This is a genomic window from Moritella sp. PE36 (genome assembly GCF_000170855.1).
Taxonomy (GTDB): Bacteria; Pseudomonadota; Gammaproteobacteria; order Enterobacterales; family Moritellaceae; genus Moritella.
The window spans coordinates 1-23286 of sequence record NZ_ABCQ01000055.1; the positions used below are offsets into that span (position 1 = coordinate 1).

Sequence of the window (23286 nt, forward strand, 5' to 3'; positions counted from 1 at the left end):
TTTATCGGAAAATTCAAATTTGATCGTATCGGTATTAAAATCGCTGAAAAATTCAAAAAAGGCTTCCGCGCTCAACATGAATGGGCGCGTACCTTTGGCCATCATTGTGATAAAAATACGGTGTCACTGAACATTGAACAAGCGAAACAATACATCATGGGACGTGATATTAACTTCTCTGATATCGAGATTGATAATTTAGATCAACTCCAAGGTGAACTTGTCGTCTTACTTGAAGGCAGTGTGCTTGGTTTAGGTAAACGCGTAAACCAACGTTTAAAAAATAACTACCCGCGTGATCTGGTACGTGATAACAACTTATTTAACGAATAAGTTCGCCAGTAATTCCGTCACGTTTTTTACGATATGGCGCACAATAACTTAATGCTAATTTGATATACGTAAATAATTTACTATATTTAATATTACAGCTATACCAATTTCCCTAAGCTCATTACATGGATTTGTACTGGGCTTTTTTTTATTTATTTTAAAAAATAACTAAGCTTTAAAATACGTTTCTAATTAATCCCGCTAATATGGCTATTCTTTGTTCCTAAGTACAAGGTAAATAAGCTAAAAAATCACATTATACTCCGTAACATAAATAACTATGATAAAATTGCCGATAATATTGATTTATACAAACTTGAGTAAAATATATGAACTTCGACCTTACAAATATCTCTGAACTCCCGACTGGCCCTGATGCAGCGCATATTGCCTTGTTCGCGATCACCCTCATCCTGCTATTAATTACCCTCGTTAGAGGTGGTAAAAAAACAATTGAAATAGAAAAAATTGTTGAAAAAGAAGTGGAAGTAAAAGTTGAAGTTGAAAAGATTGTAGAGGTTATCAAACACGTAGAAATTGAGAAAATCGTTGAAGTTGAAAAAATTGTCGAGATCAAAGCACCCTTACAAGAAGCAAGTCCTGCAGCCGCTTGTCAGCTGTTATCATTACTACAAAGTGAAGCACGTTTCGTCGACTTTATCCAAGAAGATTTAACCGGTGCCACTGACGAACAAATCGGTGCTGCAGCACGTATTATTCATACTGGTAGTAAAAAAGTAATCAATGAATACTTTAGTCTCACGCCAATCCGCAGTGAAGAAGAAGAAAGCCAAGTAACCGTAGCAGAAGGCTTTAACCCATCTGAAGTTAAGCTAATTGGTAATGTGTTGGGCTCAGCCCCTTACCGAGGCATCTTAGTACACGCAGGTTGGAAAATCAGTAGTGTTAATTTACCTAAACTAGCACAAGGTCATAACACCAATATCCTTGCTGCAGCAGAGGTGGAACTATGAGCGACATAACAATGAGCGAAATAGCGCCAAAATACAGTATTGGTATCGATTTAGGCACCACACACTGTGTATTATCGTATATCAATTTAGAACACGAAGATGATAAAGCAGTTAAACAGCTGTTTGCAATTCCTCAGCTATCTACTCTTGGTTCGGTAACTGAACAATATCAACTGCCTTCTTTTGTCTATCAAGCGCACGAAGATGAGATTAGCAAAGATCAAACACCATTGCCTTGGAACGCTGATAATACCGCGCTGGTTGGGGATGTAGCACGCAACCTTGGGCTTAAAACACCTATTCGTCTAGTGTCTAGTGCTAAAAGCTGGTTAAGTCACGCAACAGTCAGCCCGCATGATGCGATATTACCCTTCGCAAGCCCTGATGAAGTTGAAAAGATATCACCCGTAACAGCAACATCTCAATACTTAAACCATTTAGCTGAAGCTTGGAATCATGCACACCCTGATTCACCGATTGCAGAGCAAGATGTCACCATTACCATTCCGGCCTCATTCGATCCCGCAGCGCGTAACTTAACAGCTCAAGCGGCACAAGATTTAAACCTTAAACACTTAAATCTACTTGAAGAACCACAAGCGGCTGTATATAGCTGGTTAGAGGCATGCGGTGATGAATGGCGTGACCAAGTCAATGTTGGTGATACCATTTTAGTCATCGATATCGGTGGTGGTACAACGGATTTATCATTAATCTCGGTTGATGAGTCAGAAGGTAATTTAACATTATCACGCGTTGCCGTAGGTGAACATATCCTACTTGGCGGTGATAATATGGATCTTGCACTTGCGTATCGTCTAAAGATGAAATTAATGCAAGAAGGTAAACAACTACAACCTTGGCAAATTCAAGCGATCACACATGCTTGTCGTGACGCTAAGGAACAACTGCTATCAGATAATGACATAGAAGCTATACCAATTGTTATCCCTAGTCGTGGCTCTAAGTTAATTGCTGGCACTATGCAGACTGAATTAACACGCGATGAAGTTAAGCAAACTATTCTCGATGGTTTCTTCCCTGCGACTGCAGTGACCGAGATGCCACAACAAACTACCCGAACGGCATTAACCCAGATTGGTTTACCGTATGCACAAGATGCGGCGATCACCAAACACATTGCACACTTCTTGAATAAACAGCATGACGCTATCGAGTCAGATGCTGGTGATTTCATTAAGCCAACTGCGGTATTGTTTAATGGCGGTGTGTTTAAATCTGATGCGATTAGTTCTAAGTTAATCGGTATTATTAACGACTGGTTGATTACAGCTGACGTTGAAGAAGAAGCAAAACTATTGACTGGTATTGATCTCGATCTTGCCGTTGCCAATGGCGCTTGTTATCACGGTTATGCTAAACAAGGTAAAGGCGTTCGTATTAAAGGCGGCCTAGCGAGCTCATATTACGTGGGTGTTGAAAGCTCAATGCCAGCAATCCCAGGTTTTGAACCGCCACTAGAAGCTGTTTGTATCGCCCCATTTGGTCTTGAAGAAGGGACTAATGTTGATGTGGCAACGCACCAATTTGGTTTAGTTGTCGGTCAACCGGTTAAGTTTAAGTTTTTCGGTTCAACAGTCCGCCGTGAAGATGTTGTTGGTACCCACCTTGATTTCTGGCAGCCAGAAGATCTTGAGCAACTGCCAGACATCGAAGTGACGCTTGACTCAGCTAACCGCAATAGCGGTGATGTAGTACCGGTATCACTGTCAGTGACTGTCACTGAAGTGGGTACACTTAAAGTTGAAGCTATCGCGAACGACAGTGATGAAATTTGGGAAATTGAACTAACTGTTCGCCAATAACATGATTTAGCATCATTACTACACAGTTTTATATTGATACTATTTATTTATACAACGTGTACTTAACTCAGGGCGCTTTGCCCTGAGTTTTATTATATGGAGTTTTTAATGCCCTCATCTGTTTCTAAAACAGCGCAATATGTAATTGGCATCGATCTTGGCACTACCCACAGTGTTCTTTCTTATAAAAACATCGATGATTATCAAGCCAGCGCGTCCGTTTTTCTCGTAGACCAATTGGTTGGACCTGGCGAAGTCGCAAGAAAACCGTTATTGCCTTCATTCCGCTATCACTTTAATGACAACGAAATTGCCACAACCGATTGTGTTTTACCGTGGAAAAAAATTAACTTTAACGGTGAAATCAGCAATGTAATTGTGGGTCAATGGGCACGAGATTTAGGCACAAAAACCAAAGGTCGCTTAGTTTCAAGCGCCAAAAGTTGGTTGTCCCATCCAAGTATCGATGCCCAAGCTGCCATTCTGCCTTGGGCTGTTGAAGATAATATTGAAAAAGTATCGCCTGTCGTTGCCAGTGCAAGCTACCTTGCCCATTTTCAAGCATCTTGGAATTATCACAATCCAGACCATTTACTTGCCGATCAAAACATCACTATCACAGTGCCAGCGTCATTCAATGATACAGCCCGAGCCTTAACACTCGCCGCTGCAGATCTAGCCGGCTTAACCAAGGTAACGTTATTAGAAGAGCCACAAGCCGTTTGTTACGACTGGTATCACCGTAATAAACAAGCCAAAACTGATTTAATCGAACACGATAAAACCATGCTTGTTTGTGACATAGGTGGTGGTACAACAGATTTAAGTTTAATCGAAATGTCATTAGAACATGGTGAATTGAATTTAAACCGTGTTGCCGTGGGCGATCATTTAATGCTGGGTGGTGATAACATCGACTTGGCCTTAGCCCATATTGTTGAATCAAGAATATCACCAGATCAACGGTTAAAATCTGCTGCATTAGGGCAACTAATACAACAGACACGCCAAGCAAAAGAACTGTTTTTGTCTGAACAACCACCAAGCACGACATCAATTACCTTACTTGGACGTGGTTCGAAATTGATCGCGCAATCGAAGAAATGTGAACTGACAAAAAATGAAGTTATCGACATGGTGTTTAATGGCTTCTTACCAAATAGTAGCTTTAACGAATTACCAACACACAGAAAAAATGCGGTGGTGGAATTTGGTTTACCTTATACGTCTGATCCTGCGATTTCAAAACACATTGCCGAGTTCATCCATACTTATTACGACGTAGACGCAACTGAAGATTATGATCCCGCAATCGTGCCAGCGGCAATCCTTGTTAACGGTGGTATTTTTAATAGCAAGCAAGTGAAATTGCAAATTGAAAAAGTGTTATCCGGTTGGAAACAACAAAAAGTTCAGATGCTGCACAATGGTAACCCAGACTTGTCAGTTGCTTATGGCGCGGTTGAATTTGGTTTTGCTAAAATGGGTAAGCAAAAACAAATTGGCGGTGGTAGCCCTCGTAACTATTTCATTGAAATAACCGACCGTTCGGGTCAGCCCCAGTCTATTTGCCTGTTACCTAAGGGCACCGAAGATGAGCAAGTTATCAATTTAGATAGCCGTTTATTTTCATTAACGATCGGTGAGCCCATTCGCTTTAATCTTGCTACCACCAGTCATGAAAATAATTTCAAGCCTGGTGATATCATTGAAACAGAACTCAAAGGTAAAACGCCGTTACCGCCTTTTGTTGTCACGATCCCAGAGCACAAAGATCACAAACGTTTTGAGTCAGTGTACTTGTCTTGCAAGCTAAGCAGCATTGGTACCTTACAACTTGAATGTGTGAGTGAAACCAACAGTAAACAACGTTGGGCATTAGAGTTCTCTGTGCGTCCAAGCCGTACCAAAAAAATATCAGAAAATGACTCTAAAGATATCCAGGATATTAAGCAGCTTCACCCTAACCTGCCCGATGCAATTAAATTAATTGAAGCTGTGTATGGTGCCAGTAGTAAAAAAAGTGATCCTAAGTTAGTTAAATCATTGCGTAATGATCTGGATAAACGTCTGGGTAAACGTGATACTTGGGATACCGATTTATTACGTGAACTTGCAGCCCCTTGTTTACAATTTGCTAAAAACCGCCGCCGCACAGAACAACATGAACGTAATTGGTTAAAACTAACCAGCTTCCTACTTCGTCCTGGCTTTGGCTACCCTGCTGATGATTGGCGTATTGAACAAATTTGGCCGATATTCAAATCCGCGATTCAATACAATAAATCAACACAGTCATGGAGTGATTGGTGGAATCTATGGCGCCGTATTGCTGGTGGCCTTAACGAACAACAGCAGATCGAAATATACGATACGCTTTCTATCTACTTTGTTGAAGACAGTAATAAACATGCCAAAATCATCAATCAAGCGAAACAACGCAGCTATGATGATATTATTCGACTTGCCGCCTCACTCGAACATATTCCCGTGGCGCTAAAAGTGGAGTTTGGTGAATACTTACTGGCTAAATTAAAGAAACCACAAAACCAGCAATTACATTGGTGGGCATTAGGTCGTGTCGCATCTCGTGTTGCGTTTTATGGTAGCCAGCATAATGTGATTCCACGTCATATTGTTGAAACATGGCTAAATACATTACTTGACGCTAATTGGCAAAAAGAACCACACATTGCTTTTGCAGCTGTGATGATTGCCAGAAAAACCGGTGATAGAGAAATGGATATTCAAGATAAGGTAAGAGATGCTGTGCTAGATAAATTAACACAGAGTAAATTATCGGACGCTTGGTTAGCATTAGTACGTGATGTGCAGTCGTCAGATGACACGGTAATGAAGCGTATCTTTGGTGACAGTTTACCTACAGGTTTAACCTTACTGTCTTAATATTCAATAAATGCTGAATTTAATAGGTGGTCTTCATTGACCACCTATTGTTTAGTTTTAACATACTCATAGATTACTCATGAATGGTTAAAACACTTTATCATTTACTTTTTATTCTTCAATACCATCTTTAATAAACCACATATTAGTAAAGCCTAATTTAGTAAAATGGTTTTTACGGAATTCTCTTACTGATTTCGTACCTTTCGATACATCTTCAACTTGTTTTTCCATTATCAAATATTGCGTTAAGTCGATGCCTTCTTCTGCAGCTGCCGCTTCATAGATATGGTGGAACTGTCTGTATGAAAATGGAATTTTCTTATCTTGTTTTTTATATGTATAGGTAATTAGGTGGGCCAAAATGCCTCCAAAAAATGATTTAATTCGATACATCGTCACACGAATATCGAGATAGTACTGTAATTTTCGTGGATAATACCACATTCAACTCAGTCGTCAAAAATTGAGTGCGGTATATACCCAAGTTACGTCAAGATGCTATATCAAATCGATATTACTTTTTAGCGTTAAACAGCTTAAAGTAGTTCTCTGTCGTTGATTCTGCTAATTCTGCGAAGGTTACCCCACGTAAATCAGCAACGAACTCGGCAACAGCACGCACATAAGCAGGTTGGTTTTCTTTACCACGGTAAGGAACAGGCGCTAAGTACGGTGAATCGGTTTCAACTAATAATCTATCCGCAGGGATTGTCTTAACCACCGCTTGCAGATCTTTTGCTGATTTGAACGTAACAATACCAGAGATAGAGATATAGAAGCCCATTTCTAATACCGCTGCAGCCATCGCATCTGACTCAGTAAAACAATGGATCACGCCACCAATTTTTTCTGCGCCTTCTTCTTTTAAAATACGGATCGTATCATCAACTGCGCCACGCGTATGAATAATAAGCGGTTTATTCAGTTCGATAGCAACTTGGATATGATTACGAAATGATGCTTGCTGAATTTCTTTGTTTTCAGGTGAATAGAAATAATCTAAACCCGTCTCACCAATAGCGACGACTTTTTCGTTTTGTGCTAATGCCAATAACTCTGACTTTTCGTATTCATCTTCCAGATTTAATGGATGTACACCACATGAGGCATGAATATTATCAAAGTCAGAAATCTGTTCAATCATAGTTTTGAAGCGTGGTAAAGTCACTGATACGCTTAATAAATGCGACACGCCACGCTCCGCAGCTTTGTTAACAACGTCGGCAAGATCGGTATGAATGGTATCGTAATTCAGGCCATCTAAATGGCAATGAGAATCTACTAACATATTAATTTATATATCTTTTTAGTTTAATTAAAAATGACAGAACCAATGTTTCAGCGGTTAAATTATTATTTTGCATTAATAGCTGACGTAACGCTGTTAATTCTGATTGTAGTTGAGTAATTTTATCTTGTGATAATTGCGTTGAGAAATGCGTTAACCATTCAAGCTGATCGGTATTGACAATATAATCAATGCTCACCCCGCGCTTAACTTTCTGTAAATCAAGTAAGATAAATTGTAACCAAGATAGCTTCTCTAAAGTACGATCAGAGATTATTTCACATAGTCGGGTGATCGCCGCGGGCTGTGTTGTTAACAACGTAATATTAGAGAATATCTCTTTACGTAAATCATCATCGCCGTTATTTAAGTAACTTAGCGTGTGCAACGGTGCACCATGATTAATGCGAATAGCGGTCAGCGTTGGACTTTCTATCGGAAACTGCTGTTGTAACCATGCCATTGACTCCTGCTCTGCTGGGGCAGGCAGATGCAACTTCTGACAACGGCTATAAATAGTAGGCAGTACCTGTGACTTATTTTCGGCAAGCAAAATGAGATAGCTACCATTACTCGGCTCTTCTAATGTTTTAAGCAATGCATTAGCAGAGGCTAAATTAAAACTTTCAGCATGCTCGATGATCACCACTTTATTACCACCAAGTTGTGAGTGCTCGTTCAACTTCTGACTGATATGTCTTATTCTGTCAACACCAATCACTTTACCGGGTTCGGTGGAAACCAAATAATAATCAGGATGTACACTTGTCTCGAATAATTGACAAGGATGGCATCGATGGCAAGGTTCCCAACCGATAGGCTCTTTGCATAATAATGTTTGGGCAAGTGTCTGAGCATACGACAGTTTACCCATACCGCTAGCACTGGTAATAAACAACGCATGATGTAAACGACCTGCTGTCATTTGCGTCTGTTGTTTTTCCCAATAAGGTAGTAACCAAGGATATAGCATCTAATTAATCAACATGTCTATTATGACAATCAACATGATTGGCTAATACATCACGGATCTGCGCTTGAACATTATCAATATCCTGTCCCGCATCAACACTATAGATAGTGTCATCAGCAGCTGCAAGTTCTTGGTATTTTGCGCCAATACGCTCGAAGAAAGACAGTTGCTCTAATTCAATGCGATCTAATTCACCGCGTACTTTTGCGCGTTGTAGACCCACAGCGGGATCGATATCTAACAATAACGTCATATCAGGTTTGAAGTCACCAATAGCAACTTGACGTAGTGTATTCAACACACCAATATCAAAACCACGGCCACCACCTTGGTAAGCAATAGAAGAAAGATCATGACGATCACCAACAACCCATTGACCTTTCGCTAGGGCTGGTTTAATAACATGCTCCACTAATTGTGCACGTGCTGCATACATTAGCATTAACTCGGCTGATTCAGTCAACGGCTCTTCGGTATCAACGTCTTTAACAATAGCACGCATCTTTTCGGCTAATTTTGTTCCGCCTGGTTCACGTGTGGTGATTACATCGGTGATCCCCTGCTCCGCTAACCAATTAATCACAGTGCTTACTGCGGTACTTTTACCTGCGCCTTCAAGGCCTTCGATCACTAAAAATTTTGCTTGCACAATAACTCTCTTCAATTTATCTTTTTAAAATGTATTTACGAACAGCACGATTATGTTGTTTCAAATTCTTTGAAAAATAATGACCACCGTCACCACTGGCAACAAAATATAAATAGCTTGTTTTGGCTGGATGCAATGCCGCATCAATTGATGTTTTTCCAACCATTGCAATCGGTGTAGGCGGTAAACCTCTAATCACATAGGTGTTGTAATCTGTTTTTTGACGTAGGTGTTTACGACGGATATTACCTTTATAGTCATCACCCATGCCATAAATAACAGTTGGGTCAGTCTGTAAACGCATACGTCGGTTCAATCGGTTAATAAACACCGACGATACCGTCGTTCTTTCGCTTTCTAATCCCGTCTCTTTCTCGATGATAGAAGCAAGAATCAGCGCTTCATAAGGTGTTTTAAGCGGTAAATTTTTATCTCGTGTTTCCCACGCTGTATTTAAATAAGCTTGGAGTTGTTTATGTGACTTTAAATATAGCGCTGAAACTAACGTCCCTTGCGGATAAAAATAGGTTTCAGGCAGCATCAGGCCTTCAAGCTTTGAGTTTTCTATTTGTAATAACTGCGCTAATTCTACTTCAGATAAGTCAGCCGTATCATCAATAATACCTGCTGCTTGAGCTAACTGCTTGCGCCACTCTTTAAATGTTGAGCCTTCGATGAAGGTGATTTTATGTTGAAATTCATCTCCAGACACCAGGTGCTCGAATAACGTTTGGAAATTCCAGCCCGCGGTTACTTGATACGAACCAAGTTTGATATTGGTAATACCGGGGTTTTGTTTGAAAAAGACACGTAAAAATACTTTAGATTCGAAGTTGCTCTCCGCAATCATTTGATTAGCAATTGATTGCGCGGTATCACCCGAAGAAACAATAAGGATATGATCTGTTTGTACACGTTCCGTTGAGACAAATGATTGGAAGCGTGAATAGAAAAGTACACCAGCAATCAATAGAACGGTAAACAGTAAGGAAATAGCAGTAATTATCTTTTTCATAGCTCGATGCATAAATTAAATTCAGCACACATTTTACACCAATGAAAAATTGTTTGATACATACAAGGTGTGTTTAATCACCTTGCATGTGAATAACAAATAACGAAAACACTTATTTATTATGTTTGTTATACCAAAATGAGTAATTAAGCATCTCACGTTAGGTCTTTGATATATTAGTCCGCTTTTTTAAATAGCAGAGAACCATTGGTCCCACCGAATCCAAATGAGTTGGATAACGCGTATTCCATACTCACTGCACGAGCGCCATCAGTAACAAAATCCAGATCACAACCTTCACTCGGATTTTCCAAGTTGATCGTTGGCGGTAAGATCTGATCTCTTAAAGCTAAAATTGTAAAAATCGCTTCGATTGCACCAGCAGCACCTAAAAGATGGCCTGTCATTGATTTTGTTGAACTAACCGCAAGTTTATAAGCGTGATCGCCAAATACAGATTTAACAGCGGCGGTTTCAGCTTTATCGCCAGCAGGTGTTGACGTGCCATGTGCATTTACATAACCCACATCACTGGGTTTAATACCCGCATCAGCAATTGCATTACTCATTGCAAGCGCAGCACCGGCTCCGTCTTCAGGAGGTGACGTCATGTGGAATGCATCGCCACTCATGCCAAAACCAGCTAATTCAGCATAGATAGTTGCACCACGTGCTACTGCATGCTCGTATTCTTCCAGTACTAAAATTCCTGCACCGTCGCCAAGCACAAAACCATCTCGGTCTTTATCCCAAGGTCGACTTGCTTTTTGTGGGTCATCATTACGCGTTGATAATGCCTTCGCTGAGCCAAAACCTGCCATGCCCATTTCTGTTGATGCCTTCTCTGCACCACCGGCAACCATTACATCAGCATCGCCATATGCAATCATACGCGCAGATTGACCAATACAGTGCGTCCCAGACGTACAAGCCGTTGCAATGGCAATGTTTGGACCTTTCAGGTTGTTGCGGATGGACACATGACCAGCAACCATATTAACAATCGTTGACGGTACAAAGAATGGACTCACTTTACGTGCCCCACCTTTAACAAAACTATGCACATTTTGCTCGATCAGACCTAGTCCACCGATACCAGAACCAATTGCAGTACCAACTCGGGTTGCATTTTGTTCAGTAATTACTAACCCTGAATCTTTAATTGCTTGCTCTGCTGCTACGATCCCGTATTGGATAAACAAATCCATTTTACGGCAGTCTTTACGATTGAGTCCAACCGCTTCAGCATCAAAATTATTAACTAAGCCAGCAAATTTTGTTGAAAAATTAGTGGTATCAAAGTGCTCAATATTTTCAATGCCGCTGGTACCAGATTTGATTGCTTCCCATGCAGTCGTAACAGTGTTACCAACCGGTGAAACAATACCTAATCCTGTAATTACAACTCTTCTATTAGCCACACTCGTTCTCCAAATAGACAAAAAAAAAGCGGTCTTGCGACCGCTTTTAATATTTATAAAAATAATTATAACGTCATCATTATAATTATTTAAATTTGATTGTTTCTCAGTGAGAAACTAACCAGCTGAATTATTTAGCGCTAGAAACAACGAAGTCGATTGCAGCTTGAACAGTAGTGATTTTCTCTGCTTCATCATCAGGGATATCAGTATCGAATTCTTCTTCTAGAGCCATAACAAGTTCAACTGTATCTAGAGAATCAGCACCTAGATCATCAACGAAAGAAGCTTCGTTTTTAACTTCTTCTTCTTTAACACCTAGTTGTTCGATAATGATTTTTTTTACGCGTTCTTCGAAGTTACTCATGTTTACTTTCCTTTGAAAAATATTTAATGCTTTGATTAGTAGTTTATTGATTACTCATAAACTTGCAACCCCTAACTCGGTGGTCAAACCACGATTGGTGAAAAAGATCGCAAATTTACAAACAAAATCAAATATAAAGGGCTAAGCCATATACATGCCGCCATTTACATGGATAGTTTCACCCGTAATATAGCTTGCACCATCAGATGCTAAAAATCCAACAGTTTCAGCTATCTCAGCAGTACTACCAAGACGATTGGTTGGTACTTGAGCTAATATTGTTTGTTTTTGTTCTTCCGTTAATTCACTCGTCATATCAGTTTCGATAAAACCAGGTGCGACGGCATTAACAGTGATGCCACGAGACGCTATTTCAATTGCAAGTGATTTAGTAAAACCTAATAAGCCTGACTTAGCAGCGGCATAGTTAGCTTGACCACCATTACCAGTAGAGCCTACAACTGAACCGATGTTGATAATACGACCATAACGCTGTTTCATCATGCCACGTAAGCAAGGCTTACATAAACGGTATAATGAGGTCAAGTTGGTATCAATAACATTACACCATTCATCTTCTTTCATACGCAAGAAGATATTATCTGCTGTAATACCGGCATTATTCACCAAAATATCAATGTGCCCAACTCGGGTTTTGATTTCAGCATATAATGCATCAACTGAATCTTGATCGGTCACATTAAGTTCTAAACCAAATCCTGCATCCCCTAAATAAGCGCCAATACGCTCAGCACCTTGTGCAGAAGTTGCTGTACCAATAACTTTGGCACCTAACTTGGCAAAATGTTCCGCGATTGCGCGACCAATACCACGGCTTGCGCCTGTAACGAGTACTGTTTTACTTGAAAAACTCATTTATTTATTCCTACTGTTATGCAAAATCAGCAATTGTTGCTTGATTATTGACTGCACTACCTTTAATCGTTTTATCAATACGCTTAACAAGTCCTGTAAGTACTTTACCAGGACCGAATTCATATAACGCTGTAATGTCTTCTTTCGCCATAGCTTCTATCACTTCAGTCCAGCGTACTGGCATATAAAGTTGACGTATAAGCGCATCTTTAATGCTATCCGCATCCGTTGGTGACGCTACATCAACATTATTAATCAACTTAATGACAGGTGTATTAAAAGTAACTTGTTGTAATGCGATTTTTAATTCATCAGCAGCAGGTTTCATTAACGAACAATGAGACGGTACGCTTACTGGTAAAGGCATAACACGTCGTGCTCCCGCTTCAATACATAATTCAGACGCACGCGCAACCGCGGCTTTATTACCGGCAATAACCACCTGACCAGGTGAATTAAAGTTTACCGCTGATACCACTTCTTCTTCAGCCGCTTTTGCACAAGCTGCAACTGTCGCATCATTATCTAAACCAATAACAGCGGCCATTGCACCAATACCTTGTGGTACGGCTTGTTGCATTAATTGCCCACGTAATTCCACAAGAGCAATTGCGTCTTCGAATTTAATCACACCTGCACATACTAATGCTGAGTACTCACCTAAACTGTGACCAGCAAGTAATGATGGTTTAAACGTTTCTTTCGCGGCGGCAATTCGCCACAATGCAACAGAGGTAGCCAATAATGCGGGTTGCGTGATATGAGTTTGGCTTAATTCTTCAACTGTTCCATTTTGCACTAAATCCCATAGGTCATAGCCAAGAATTTCACTTGCTTGTGAAAACGTCTGCTCTACAACCGGATGATCTGGAGCAAGATCAGCAAGCATACCGATTGCTTGTGAGCCTTGACCTGGGAATACTACTGCATATTTTGACATAAATTACCTATAAAAAATTAATAAAAATTCATGTATCAATTTGAAAATGAACTTATCTAACTAAAAAGTAATATGAGGATATCGGTTGAATTTTTCAAGAGAAAAGGCAAATTAAATGAGTTAAATTGAATCTTAATCAATAAGATCAAGATTTGCGGATATTTTTTTTACTAACCCGCTTTCAACTTCTTTTACAGCCTGTTCAATTGCAAACTCAAAGGCAAGCTGTTCAGCATTACCATGACTCTTAATTACAATACCCGTCAATCCTAACAAAGTTGCTCCGTTATACTGGTCGGGTTTCAAACGTCTCAGACTGTTCATTATTAGTGGTTTGACCAATAATGATAATAATTTAGTAAATATGTTCTTATTTGATACAGATGTAAGTTGAGAGATAACCAAATCAACTACACCCTCGCTGGTTTTAAGCGCTACATTACCGGTAAAGCCATCGCATACAATGACGTCAGCTTTACCAGTAAAAATATCATTGCCTTCAATAAAACCAATATAGTTTAAGCTTTCATGCTCAGAAAGTAATTGCGCTGCTCGTTTGACCAGATCATTACCTTTAATATCCTCTTGCCCGACATTAAGTAACGCAACCTTTGGATTCGGTATATTACCGACATGCTCAGCAAGTGCAGAACCCATTAAGGCAAATTGAAATAATGCATCCGCATCACAACTGACATTAACACCGAGATCAAGCATATATACCGGCTGTCTTGTAGCAGAAGGCAATGTAGAGACTAAAGCGGGTCTATCAACAAAAGGAAGTACTTTAAGCAAATGTCGAGAAAGCACCATCAGTGCTCCGGTATTACCAGCACTGACACACGCTTGAGCTTTGCCCTCACGAACAAGGTTCAATGCCATACGCATAGATGATTGCTTAAAATTTCGCAGCGCTAATGCTGGAGCAAGGTCCATGGGTATATCATCGAGACTAGGAATTATTGTATAACGAGATTTAATAGACGTAGAGGTATTCTGCAATAACGGGGTTATTTCAGTTTCGTTACCGACAAGGTAAATAGAGATATTTTTATACTTTTTCAGTATATTTATTGCGGCGGGGATAGTGACATGGGGGCCGAAATCGCCCCCCATGGCATCTAACGCAATTGTTAGATTAGGCAAAGTAATATAACTTATTTGTTAATTACTTTAACGCCTTTGTAGTAACCATCAGCTGTTACATTGTGACGTAGGTGAGTTTCACCTGAAGTCACGTCAACAGTTGTAGCTGCTGCAGTTAGAGCGTCATGTGAACGACGTTGACCGCGGCGAGAGCGAGTTACTTTACTTTTTTGTACAGCCATTGGCCTATACTCCTGATTACTTGCGCTTTAATTCAGATAAAGCGGCAAATGGGTTGGGCTGCTCATCAGCAGGCTCGATTTCACCAAAACTCATGTAATTTGGATTCACTGAACAATCTTCCTCTTGGTGCAAAGCAACAAGTGGTAAATTGATAATCACTTCATCTTCAATCAATGAAATTTGATTTATCTCGCCATTTGCATCCAATTCAATGGGCTCATAAGCATCTGGCAGATCGTCGACCTGGGAATCATTCTTCACAGGACTATATCTAAATTCGGTTTCACAAGCTTGCGTAAATATCTCACCACAACGCTGACATTCAAGGCTTACAGTTAGTGATACGTTACCCTGTATCACTATAAGACCTTGCTTATCTTTGTCGTACGATATTGATACCTCAGCATCACTTGGTTCACCTGCTGTTGCATCCGTAATACGTTTCAACAGACGACCTTCAACACAAGTGTTGAAGTCCAATCTTTGTTGAGCAGTACGATAAGGATCAACAGTTACTGGTAGTTTTACCTTTTTCATAGGTTGCGGATAATATAGATTCATCATGTTAGAGTCAAAAGGAAAATGAAAAAAAATCAAAATTCCCTACAAAAATAGGCCAGTTGCCGTTAAAATCATCAAATAATTAAATAATTGATGATAGATAAACCATGAAACCTAAACTAATCCTTGCTTCAACATCGCCATTTCGTAAACAGATTTTAGAAAAACTAAACTGCCCTTTCGATACCTTCAACCCAAAAGTTGATGAAACCGTCAAGCCAAACGAAACGGCTGAAATGCTAGTATCACGCCTAGCACTAGAAAAAGCTCAATCTGCCAGTCGGGAGTATAGTAACTCAATATCTATCGGATCGGATCAGGTTTGTGTCATTAATAACAAAATAATAGGTAAACCTGGTGATTATGAAACAGCTTTTGCACAATTATCTGCCGTTTCTGCACAAAATATAACTTTTTACACAGGCCTTTCTGTTGTAAATCAATGCACCGGTCGTACAGATACGATCGTAGAACAGTTTATTGTGCATTTCAGAAGCTTAACTGAGAGCCAAATTCGTTACTACCTTGAAACTGAACAGCCTTATAATTGCGCAGGTAGTTTTATGTGTGAAGGACTTGGCATTGCATTATTTTCGAAATTAGAAGGAAAAGACCCAAATACCTTGATTGGATTACCCCTGATTAGTTTAGTGGAAATTCTACAAGAACAAGGATATAACGTTTTAGAAGCTTAAATGAAGACAGCTTGAACAAATAGAGAACATAAAAAAGCCAGCATCAAAGATACTGGCTTTAAAATCAAATATGACTAAATGAATGTCACTTAATCACTTATATGATTAACACTTTTTCAATTTTTCTAACGCTCTAACTAACGCCATATCTAATGGCGCTTCAACTTCCTGGGTTTCTTGAGTACCAGGGTTAAAGAACTGTAAGCGTGCTGCGTGTAAGAACAAGCGCTTTAAGCCTAAACCGTTCATGTGCTTCGTAAAATCTTTATCGCCATATTTATCATCACAGGCAATCGGATGACCGGCATGTAATGCGTGAACACGGATCTGATGCGTACGACCTGTAATAGGACTTGCTTGCACTAGCGTGCCATGTTCATAACGCTGTATGATGCTGAAACGCGTTTGAGATTCCTTACCTTCGCTGTCAACACGTACAAGTCGTTCACCTGAGCTTACTGTGTTCTTTAATAGTGGTGCATTTACAATTCGAGAACTGCGTGGCCATGCACCAGCAACAAGTGCTTGGTAATCTTTTCTCATTGTTTTTAAACGCAGTTGCTCATGTAACGCTTTAAGCGTGCTGCGTTTCTTAGCAACGAGTAAACAACCTGACGTATCGCGATCTAAACGGTGAACTAATTCTAAGAATCTACTATCAGGACGGATCGCACGCAATCCTTCAATAAGACCAAAGCTTAAACCACTACCACCGTGAACAGCCATACCTGATGGTTTGTTGATGACAATTAAGTAGTCATCTTCATAAATAATTTGCGATTCAAGCGCACGAACAGAATCAAGGTTCGCTGATGGCGAAATAGCTTCAGTTTCAGAAACGCGTACTGGCGGTATGCGAACAATATCTTCAGGCTGTAATTTATACTCAGGTTTAATTCTACCCTTGTTAACTCTCACTTCACCTTTACGTATGATGCGGTAAATCATACTTTTTGGCACACCTTTTAACTTGGTGCGTAAAAAGTTATCAATTCGTTGTCCTTGATAATCTTCAGTAATGGTTACAAATGCTACTTTCGGTGAAATTTTATCGGTCATAATTATTTTATTGTCTAACTCAAAATGCGTATAAGTATCAATTTGAAAAGAATTTCTAAATTGAATGGAAAGTTAACTTGCTATATTAATGCAGGCAATGGGATAATACCCCCTGTACTGCTAAAAAAATACAGCCAAGAATGATAATGGCTTTAGTATATCTGCTATTGGTATAAATAATCATTTATTTATTCTAATAATTTCAGAATAACCAGGATGCCGTTATTCTTGCTGCAGATTTTTAGCGTACATTTTGTATATAAGGTGTACGTTGATAGGGAGTTTCATTTATCCAACTGGATACCACCTCCCGCAATTCAACTTCTATGTATGACACCTTTTCGAATGCAATTATACACGTTAGTTATTGATGGAATCTAATAAGTGCAGAAATAATCGTAAGACACTTGATCACATTTAGAGCATCTAACAGCGCCTTAATTTAAACAGCCGAGAGGTTGATTATCTACAGACACAAGGCCAGATGTACGTCTAACTAATTTATCCAAGCATGAAAATTAAATTATAAGTAACATAATCAAATGAAAAGAATGTTAATTAATGCAACTCAAAAAGAAGAGTTGCGCGTTGCGCTAGTAGATGGCCAACGCCTTTATGATCTAGATATTGAAAGCCCTGGCCATGAACAAAAGAAAGCGAATATCTATAAAGGTAAAATTACCCGCGTAGAACCAAGCTTAGAAGCTGCTTTTGTTGATTATGGTGCAGACCGCCACGGTTTCCTTCCTCTTAAAGAAATCTCTCGCGCCTACTTCAAACAAGGTACTGGTAAGCAACGTGGACGTCCAAGCATTAAGGACGTGATTGCAGAAGGTACAGAAGTAATCGTTCAGATTGAAAAAGAAGAACGTGGTAACAAAGGTGCAGCATTAACAACTTTCATTAGTTTAGCCGGTAGTTACCTTGTTTTGATGCCAAACAATCCTCGTGCAGGCGGTATTTCACGTCGTATCGAAGGTGATGAGCGTACAGAACTAAAAACTGCGCTTGCTACATTAGAATTACCAGAAGGCATGGGACTTATTGTTCGTACTGCTGGTGTGGGTAAATCTGCAGAAGAGCTCGATTGGGATCTTAAAGTACTGTTAAATCACTGGCAAGCCATTCAAGACAGCGCAAAAGATCGACAAGGTACTTTCTTAATCCATCAAGAAAGTAACGTGATAGCCCGTGCTATCCGCGATTATCTTCGACGTGATATTGGTGAGATCCTTATTGACCATCCAAAAGCGTTTGAAGAAGCTAAGAACCGCATCAAATTAATACGTCCAGACTTTATCGACCGTATTAAATTGTATCAAGGTGATGTACCTTTATTCAATCATTACCAAATTGAAACCCAAATCGAATCAGCATTCCAACGCGAAGTTCGTCTTCCATCAGGCGGTTCAATTGTTATTGACCCAACTGAGGCCCTCACTTCTATCGATGTTAACTCTGCACGTGCAACACGCGGTGGTGATATTGAAGAGACTGCGTTAACCACTAACTTAGAAGCTGCAGATGAAGTTGCTCGTCAACTACGTCTACGTGATCTAGGTGGTCTTGTAGTTATCGATTTTATCGATATGGGTCCGGTTAAAAATCAACGCGAAGTTGAAAATTGCCTAAGAGATGCAGTGCGACAAGATCGCGCTCGAATTCAACTAGGCCGCATTTCACGATTTGGTTTAATGGAAATGTCTCGTCAACGTATCCGCCCTTCTCTTGGAGAATCAAGTACGCATGTCTGCCCTCGCTGTGATGGCCAAGGTACGATCCGTGATAATGAATCTTTAGCACTGTCTATTCTTCGATTAATCGAAGAAGAATCGCTAAAAGAGAATACCAATCACATCGTAGCGCAAGTTCCTGTTCCTGTTGCTGCTTATCTGTTAAATGAAAAACGTAACTCAATTCTACGTTTAGAGAAACGCTATAAAGTTAAAAGCTTCATCATTCCAAATGAGAACTTACAAACACCTAATTTCGAAGTTTCTCGTGTTAAAGCTGATGACGATAGCTCAGAATTATCGAGTACTGATTTAGCACAACCTCGTGAATTCACCCGTTACGAACCAAAAGTAAATAACGAAACAGTTCAGCCGCTTGTGCAACAGATGAATACACCTGAAGTGGCATCGGTTAGACCAAGTCAAACGGTTAAAAAAGCAACATCCAATACAAAACCTAAAGCACCTGCTCAAGCGAAATCAGCTAAGCCAATTGCTCATAAAGAATCAGTGTTTAGTCGTCTTGGTAAAGCAATTACAGGTTTCTTTGCAAGCGATGAAAAAGTTGTTGTTAAAGAAACGGTTAAACAAGCGCCTAAAAAACCGGTAGCGGATAAAACCCCGAGTAACAGTGATAGTGATGAGCCGCGTAAACCACGCAATCGTCGCAATCGCAAGCCTCGCAATCCTGAAAATGTTGAGAACAAACAACAAGACGCAAATAAAAAAGCAGACGTTGAAGTAAAACAACATAATAAGTTCGAAGCTAAGCCAAAAACACCGACTCAAGACAAACCAGCTGTACAGTCGAAAGACGTAAAAGAAAGAAAAGAAGAAGGTAGCGCTCAAAATCAAGCTGTTTTAGCTGAACGCCGTCAACGCCGTAACCTGCGTAAAAAAGTACGAGTGACCAGCAACGAGCTGAAAGTAACTACTGAATCAGAGCAAAATGCTGAAACATCGGTTATTTCTGATAAGCCTCAGCGTGATGAAAACGCTCAACCCGCTAAGCGTACTCGTCGTAGCCCTCGAAATGCGAAGACTAGTGATGTTCAAAAAACTGAACATGCTCAAGTACAAACAGAGCAAGTAGCTAAACCTGTTATTGCTGAAGTGACTAAACCGGTTACTGCTGAAGTGACTAAACCAGTTACTGCTGAAGTGACTAAACCTGTTACTGCTGCAGTGACTAAACCTGTTACAGCTGCAGTGACTAAACCAGTTACTGCTGAAGTGACTAAACCAGTTACAGCTGCAGTGGCTAAACCTGTTACAGCTGCAGTGACTAAACCTGTTACAGCTGCAGTGACTAAACCTGTTACAGCTGCAGTGACTAAACCAGTTACTGCTGAAGTGACTAAACCAGTTACAGCTGCAGTGACTAAACCAGTTACTGCTGAAGTGACTAAACCAGTTACAGCTGCAGTGACTAAACCGGTTACAGCTGCAGTGACTAAGCCTGTTACTGCTAAAGCAGCTAAACCTGTTATGCATACAGCGGCAGCGGCAAAACCAGCACCAGTAGCTGAAACTACATCAGTGATAGTAACACCAACAGCTAAATCATCGGCTGAACGTGTAAAGATTGAAACTAAATCCGTAACACGCCAAATGCATACAGCCCCTGCGACTCGTCCAGGCGCAGCGCCTGTTGTTACTGAAACGCCAGTTGTTGCTGAAACACCAGTTGTTGCTGAAACGCCAGTTGTTGCTGAAACACCGGTTGTTGCTGAAACACCAGTTGTTGCTGAAACACCAGTTGTTGCTGAAACGCCAGTTGTTGCTGAAACACCGGTTGTTGCTGAAGCGCCAGTTGTTGCTGAAACACCGGTTGTTGCTGAAGCGCCAGTTGTTACTGAAGCGCCAGTTGTTGCTGAAACACCGGTTGTTGCTGAAACACCGGTTGTTGCTGAAACACCAGTTGTTGCTGAAACGCCTGTTGTTACTGAAACTCCGGTTTCTTACCAAGCTATCGAAGTAACATCTGTACCTGCATTACAAGTACAGGGCACTACATCAAAGAAAACTAACTTCACGGTTCAAATGGCGACACCTCAACCGGTAGCGCCTTCGACAACTAACTTTGTTGCTAAAGTTGGTGTTGTTCAACGCCCATCTATTGATGTAGCGGCTGGACCTGGTGGTAGTCAATTTGCTTCTTCACAAAGCACATCACCAACCAAATTAGCTAAATAATAACTATTATTAAACAATAACTATTAGCTAAATCTAAAAGCCGCATGTTATGCGGCTTTTTTAGTACTTACTAAATACACTTTTAATAACTAGGATCATGTCACATTTACATGGTCCTTTTATTTTATTCACTAATGACAACTCGGTAACTTATAATTTATGTTTGAATTTCCAAAATATTCGATAGCATCAGTAAAAAATGATGTTTTGTCTGGTTTAACCGTCGCACTCGCACTTGTGCCTGAAGCGATTGCATTTGCTTTTGTAGCGGGTGTTGAACCGCTAGTTGGCTTATATGCAGCATTTATGGTCGGTTTAATCACTGCAGTTTTTGGTGGTCGACCGGGTATGATCTCTGGTGCAACCGGTGCAATGGCGGTTGTAATGGTATCGCTTGTAGCTGACAATGGCGTGCAATATTTATTTGCCGCTGTTGTACTTGCAGGTCTACTGCAAGTGCTCGCGGGTATATTTAAACTCGGGAAATTTATTCGTATTGTGCCTCACCCAGTAATGATGGGGTTTGTGAATGGTCTTGCGATTGTTATCTTCTTAGCGCAACTAGGTCAATTCAAGTTTACCGACAGTAATGGTAATCTAGCTTGGCTACAAGATACCCAATTATTCATTATGCTTGGTTTAGTTGCTTTAACGATGGCGATCATTCATTTCTTACCTAAATTAACAAAAGCAGTGCCCTCTTCACTCGTTGCGATTGTAACAGTAACGCTAATTGTTTATTACATGGGTCTAGATACACGTACTGTTGTCGATTTTGTTCGTTCTATGACAGGTGATGACAATGCAACTATCTTTTGTTCACTACGACATTCAGTATTGCAAGTGTGCCATTTACCTAGAAACACTTTATGTCATCTTACTACTCATTAATCCTTGCTGCAGTTGGCTGATTGAGTCACTACTAACATTAACCGTCATTGATGAGATGACTGGTACGCGTGGTAAAGGTAACCGTGAATGTGTTGCTCAAGGTGCATCAAACATCGTAAGCGGCTTCTTTGGTGCTATGGGTGGTTGTGCAATGATCGGTCAATCTATGATTAACATTAACTCTGGTGGCCGCGGTCGTTTATCTGGTATTACCGCTGCTATTTCACTATTACTCTTCATCTTGTTCTTCTCATCACTTATTGAAGTTATTCCACTAGCTGCACTTGTTGGTGTTATGTTCATGGTTGTGATTGGTACATTTGAATGGGCAACTTTCCGTGTAATTCGTAAAATTCCAAAGGCAGATACATTTGTAATTGTGCTTGTTACGGTTGTTACTGTATTTACTGATCTCGCTGTTGCTGTGATCATCGGTGTTATTGTTTCTGCATTACGTTTTGCTTGGGAACATGCCGCACATATCAATGCTGAAAAATCTGTCGAAGAGTCTGGTAGTAAAGTATACAAAGTGAATGGTCCACTGTTCTTTGGTTCTGTTAGCCACTTCTTAGAGCTATTCGATACTGCTGCAGATCCTAAAGATGTAATCATTGATTTTGCTAACTCACGTGTATGTGACCACTCAGCAATTGAAGCGATCGATACACTTGCTGAGCGTTATGTTGCGGCAGGTAAAGTATTACACCTTCGTCACCTTTCATTAGAATGTAAACAATTAATGAAGCGTGCTGGTGATATGATTGAAGTGAACTTAATTGAAGATCCTGAATACCATATTGCATCAGATAAACTAGACAGTTAATTCCTTTTAACACTTACCCTACTTCCTTTTATTATGTTGTAGGGTAATAATATATCTGTCACAGTTATGAACATTTATAACAGGCATAAAAAAACCGGCATTCGCCGGTTTTTTATTATCTAATTAAATTCTAATCTTTTGAGATAGTCTCAACTTTCGCTTTCAATTTCTGACCTGGTTTAAAAGTCACAACGCGACGAGCTGTAATTGGTATATCTTCACCTGTTTTAGGATTACGACCAGGTCGTTCACCTTTATCACGAAGGTCAAAATTACCAAAACCAGATATTTTAACTTGTTCATTAACTTCTAAAGATAAACGGATTTCTTCAAAAAAAGCTTCTACCATTTCTTTAGATTCACGTTTACTCAGACCAACATCGTTAAATAACGTTTCAGCAATATCAGCTTTGGTTAGTGCCATAAA

19 protein-coding genes and 2 pseudogenes are annotated in these 23286 nt (G+C 40.0%); 7 read left to right on the top strand and 14 right to left on the bottom strand.

Annotated features, from left to right (window positions below; all coding sequences use genetic code 11):
• The 4 genes and pseudogenes from yebU to PE36_RS19945 all read left to right on the top strand — a co-directional run.
• A pseudogene (yebU, locus tag PE36_RS19930) lies at window positions 1–333 on the top strand (16S rRNA (cytosine(1407)-C(5))-methyltransferase RsmF); the annotation flags it as partial.
• Between the two features lie 329 nt (window positions 334–662).
• Complete coding sequence (locus PE36_RS19935) at window positions 663–1307, top strand: DUF2760 domain-containing protein (protein ID WP_006033891.1); 645 nt, start codon at window positions 663–665, stop codon at window positions 1305–1307.
• On the top strand, window positions 1304–3133 hold the full coding sequence (locus PE36_RS19940) for an Hsp70 family protein (protein WP_006033892.1): 1830 nt from the start codon (window positions 1304–1306) through the stop codon (window positions 3131–3133). The genes PE36_RS19935 and PE36_RS19940 overlap by 4 nt, the downstream gene beginning before the upstream one ends.
• 108 nt (window positions 3134–3241) lie before the next feature.
• Window positions 3242–6040 (top strand): Hsp70 family protein, encoded by a 2799-nt coding sequence (locus tag PE36_RS19945; RefSeq protein ID WP_043994894.1) that lies wholly within the window; start codon window positions 3242–3244, stop codon window positions 6038–6040.
• A 111-nt stretch (window positions 6041–6151) separates the two neighbouring features.
• Here the strand turns inward: PE36_RS19945 and PE36_RS19950 are convergent, their stop codons facing one another.
• From PE36_RS19950 to yceD, 12 genes are all read right to left on the bottom strand, one after another.
• Complete coding sequence (locus tag PE36_RS19950) at window positions 6152–6403, bottom strand: DUF2960 domain-containing protein (RefSeq protein ID WP_043994895.1); 252 nt, start codon at window positions 6401–6403, stop codon at window positions 6152–6154.
• Window positions 6404–6557: 154 nt separating this feature from the next.
• The gene (locus tag PE36_RS19955; protein WP_006033895.1) at window positions 6558–7331 is read right to left on the bottom strand and encodes a TatD family hydrolase; all 774 of its coding nucleotides are present in this window, start codon (window positions 7329–7331) and stop codon (window positions 6558–6560) included.
• Between the two features lies 1 nt (window position 7332).
• Complete coding sequence (holB, locus tag PE36_RS19960; RefSeq protein ID WP_006033896.1) at window positions 7333–8304, bottom strand: DNA polymerase III subunit delta'; 972 nt, start codon at window positions 8302–8304, stop codon at window positions 7333–7335.
• Window positions 8305–8308: 4 nt separating this feature from the next.
• Window positions 8309–8953: a dTMP kinase gene (gene tmk / locus PE36_RS19965; RefSeq protein ID WP_006033897.1), complete on the bottom strand. Its 645-nt coding sequence runs from the start codon at window positions 8951–8953 to the stop codon at window positions 8309–8311.
• Window positions 8954–8969: 16 nt separating this feature from the next.
• Window positions 8970–9968, bottom strand: a complete 999-nt coding sequence (gene mltG, locus PE36_RS19970; protein WP_006033898.1) for an endolytic transglycosylase MltG — start codon at window positions 9966–9968, stop codon at window positions 8970–8972.
• 176 nt (window positions 9969–10144) lie between these two features.
• The gene (gene fabF / locus PE36_RS19975) at window positions 10145–11389 is read right to left on the bottom strand and encodes a beta-ketoacyl-ACP synthase II (protein WP_006033899.1); all 1245 of its coding nucleotides are present in this window, start codon (window positions 11387–11389) and stop codon (window positions 10145–10147) included.
• A gap of 130 nt (window positions 11390–11519) precedes the next feature.
• Entirely contained in the window at window positions 11520–11756 is a 237-nt protein-coding gene (acpP, locus tag PE36_RS19980; RefSeq protein WP_006033900.1) for an acyl carrier protein, read from the bottom strand.
• Window positions 11757–11897: 141 nt separating this feature from the next.
• Window positions 11898–12632, bottom strand: coding sequence for a 3-oxoacyl-ACP reductase FabG (gene fabG, locus PE36_RS19985; RefSeq protein ID WP_006033901.1), 735 nt, complete (start codon window positions 12630–12632; stop codon window positions 11898–11900).
• Window positions 12633–12648: 16 nt separating this feature from the next.
• On the bottom strand, window positions 12649–13572 hold the full coding sequence (gene fabD, locus PE36_RS19990; protein WP_006033902.1) for an ACP S-malonyltransferase: 924 nt from the start codon (window positions 13570–13572) through the stop codon (window positions 12649–12651).
• A 132-nt stretch (window positions 13573–13704) separates the two neighbouring features.
• Window positions 13705–14718 carry a phosphate acyltransferase PlsX gene (gene plsX, locus PE36_RS19995; RefSeq protein ID WP_043994896.1) on the bottom strand — a complete coding sequence of 338 codons (1014 nt, stop codon included), beginning with the start codon at window positions 14716–14718 and terminating at the stop codon, window positions 13705–13707.
• Window positions 14719–14729: 11 nt separating this feature from the next.
• Window positions 14730–14900, bottom strand: coding sequence for a 50S ribosomal protein L32 (gene rpmF, locus PE36_RS20000; RefSeq protein ID WP_006033904.1), 171 nt, complete (start codon window positions 14898–14900; stop codon window positions 14730–14732).
• Between the two features lie 16 nt (window positions 14901–14916).
• Window positions 14917–15465 (bottom strand): 23S rRNA accumulation protein YceD, encoded by a 549-nt coding sequence (gene yceD / locus PE36_RS20005; RefSeq protein ID WP_006033905.1) that lies wholly within the window; start codon window positions 15463–15465, stop codon window positions 14917–14919.
• A 104-nt stretch (window positions 15466–15569) separates the two neighbouring features.
• On the opposite strand from yceD, the gene PE36_RS20010 reads away from it, so the two are divergent.
• A complete protein-coding gene (locus PE36_RS20010; RefSeq protein WP_006033906.1) occupies window positions 15570–16157 on the top strand; it encodes a nucleoside triphosphate pyrophosphatase in 588 nt (195 codons plus the stop codon).
• Between the two features lie 105 nt (window positions 16158–16262).
• On the opposite strand, the gene rluC is transcribed toward PE36_RS20010, so the two are convergent.
• Window positions 16263–17216 carry a 23S rRNA pseudouridine(955/2504/2580) synthase RluC gene (gene rluC / locus PE36_RS20015; RefSeq protein WP_006033907.1) on the bottom strand — a complete coding sequence of 318 codons (954 nt, stop codon included), beginning with the start codon at window positions 17214–17216 and terminating at the stop codon, window positions 16263–16265.
• Window positions 17217–17758: 542 nt separating this feature from the next.
• On the opposite strand from rluC, the gene rne reads away from it, so the two are divergent.
• Window positions 17759–21145: a ribonuclease E gene (gene rne, locus PE36_RS20020; RefSeq protein WP_043994897.1), complete on the top strand. Its 3387-nt coding sequence runs from the start codon at window positions 17759–17761 to the stop codon at window positions 21143–21145.
• A gap of 159 nt (window positions 21146–21304) precedes the next feature.
• A pseudogene (locus tag PE36_RS20025) lies at window positions 21305–22859 on the top strand (SulP family inorganic anion transporter).
• Between the two features lie 130 nt (window positions 22860–22989).
• Here PE36_RS20025 and ihfA read toward each other — a convergent pair.
• Window positions 22990–23283: an integration host factor subunit alpha gene (gene ihfA, locus PE36_RS20030; RefSeq protein WP_006033911.1), complete on the bottom strand. Its 294-nt coding sequence runs from the start codon at window positions 23281–23283 to the stop codon at window positions 22990–22992.
• Window positions 23284–23286: the final 3 nt, after the last annotated feature.

What these genes read in the sequence shown, in the direction of transcription:
- rne (WP_043994897.1), top strand. Translation starts at nt 17,759, where the DNA reads ATGAAAAGAATGTTAATTAATGCAACTCAAAAAGAAGAGTTGCGCGTT.
- mltG (WP_006033898.1), bottom strand. Translation starts at nt 9,968, where the DNA reads ATGAAAAAGATAATTACTGCTATTTCCTTACTGTTTACCGTTCTATTG.
- ihfA (WP_006033911.1), bottom strand. Translation starts at nt 23,283, where the DNA reads ATGGCACTAACCAAAGCTGATATTGCTGAAACGTTATTTAACGATGTT.
- PE36_RS19945 (WP_043994894.1), top strand. Translation starts at nt 3,242, where the DNA reads ATGCCCTCATCTGTTTCTAAAACAGCGCAATATGTAATTGGCATCGAT.
- PE36_RS19935 (WP_006033891.1), top strand. Translation starts at nt 663, where the DNA reads ATGAACTTCGACCTTACAAATATCTCTGAACTCCCGACTGGCCCTGAT.
- fabD (WP_006033902.1), bottom strand. Translation starts at nt 13,572, where the DNA reads ATGTCAAAATATGCAGTAGTATTCCCAGGTCAAGGCTCACAAGCAATC.
- acpP (WP_006033900.1), bottom strand. Translation starts at nt 11,756, where the DNA reads ATGAGTAACTTCGAAGAACGCGTAAAAAAAATCATTATCGAACAACTA.
- rluC (WP_006033907.1), bottom strand. Translation starts at nt 17,216, where the DNA reads ATGACCGATAAAATTTCACCGAAAGTAGCATTTGTAACCATTACTGAA.
- rpmF (WP_006033904.1), bottom strand. Translation starts at nt 14,900, where the DNA reads ATGGCTGTACAAAAAAGTAAAGTAACTCGCTCTCGCCGCGGTCAACGT.
- PE36_RS19940 (WP_006033892.1), top strand. Translation starts at nt 1,304, where the DNA reads ATGAGCGACATAACAATGAGCGAAATAGCGCCAAAATACAGTATTGGT.
- PE36_RS19955 (WP_006033895.1), bottom strand. Translation starts at nt 7,331, where the DNA reads ATGTTAGTAGATTCTCATTGCCATTTAGATGGCCTGAATTACGATACC.
- holB (WP_006033896.1), bottom strand. Translation starts at nt 8,304, where the DNA reads ATGCTATATCCTTGGTTACTACCTTATTGGGAAAAACAACAGACGCAA.
- yceD (WP_006033905.1), bottom strand. Translation starts at nt 15,465, where the DNA reads ATGATGAATCTATATTATCCGCAACCTATGAAAAAGGTAAAACTACCA.
- fabG (WP_006033901.1), bottom strand. Translation starts at nt 12,632, where the DNA reads ATGAGTTTTTCAAGTAAAACAGTACTCGTTACAGGCGCAAGCCGTGGT.
- PE36_RS20010 (WP_006033906.1), top strand. Translation starts at nt 15,570, where the DNA reads ATGAAACCTAAACTAATCCTTGCTTCAACATCGCCATTTCGTAAACAG.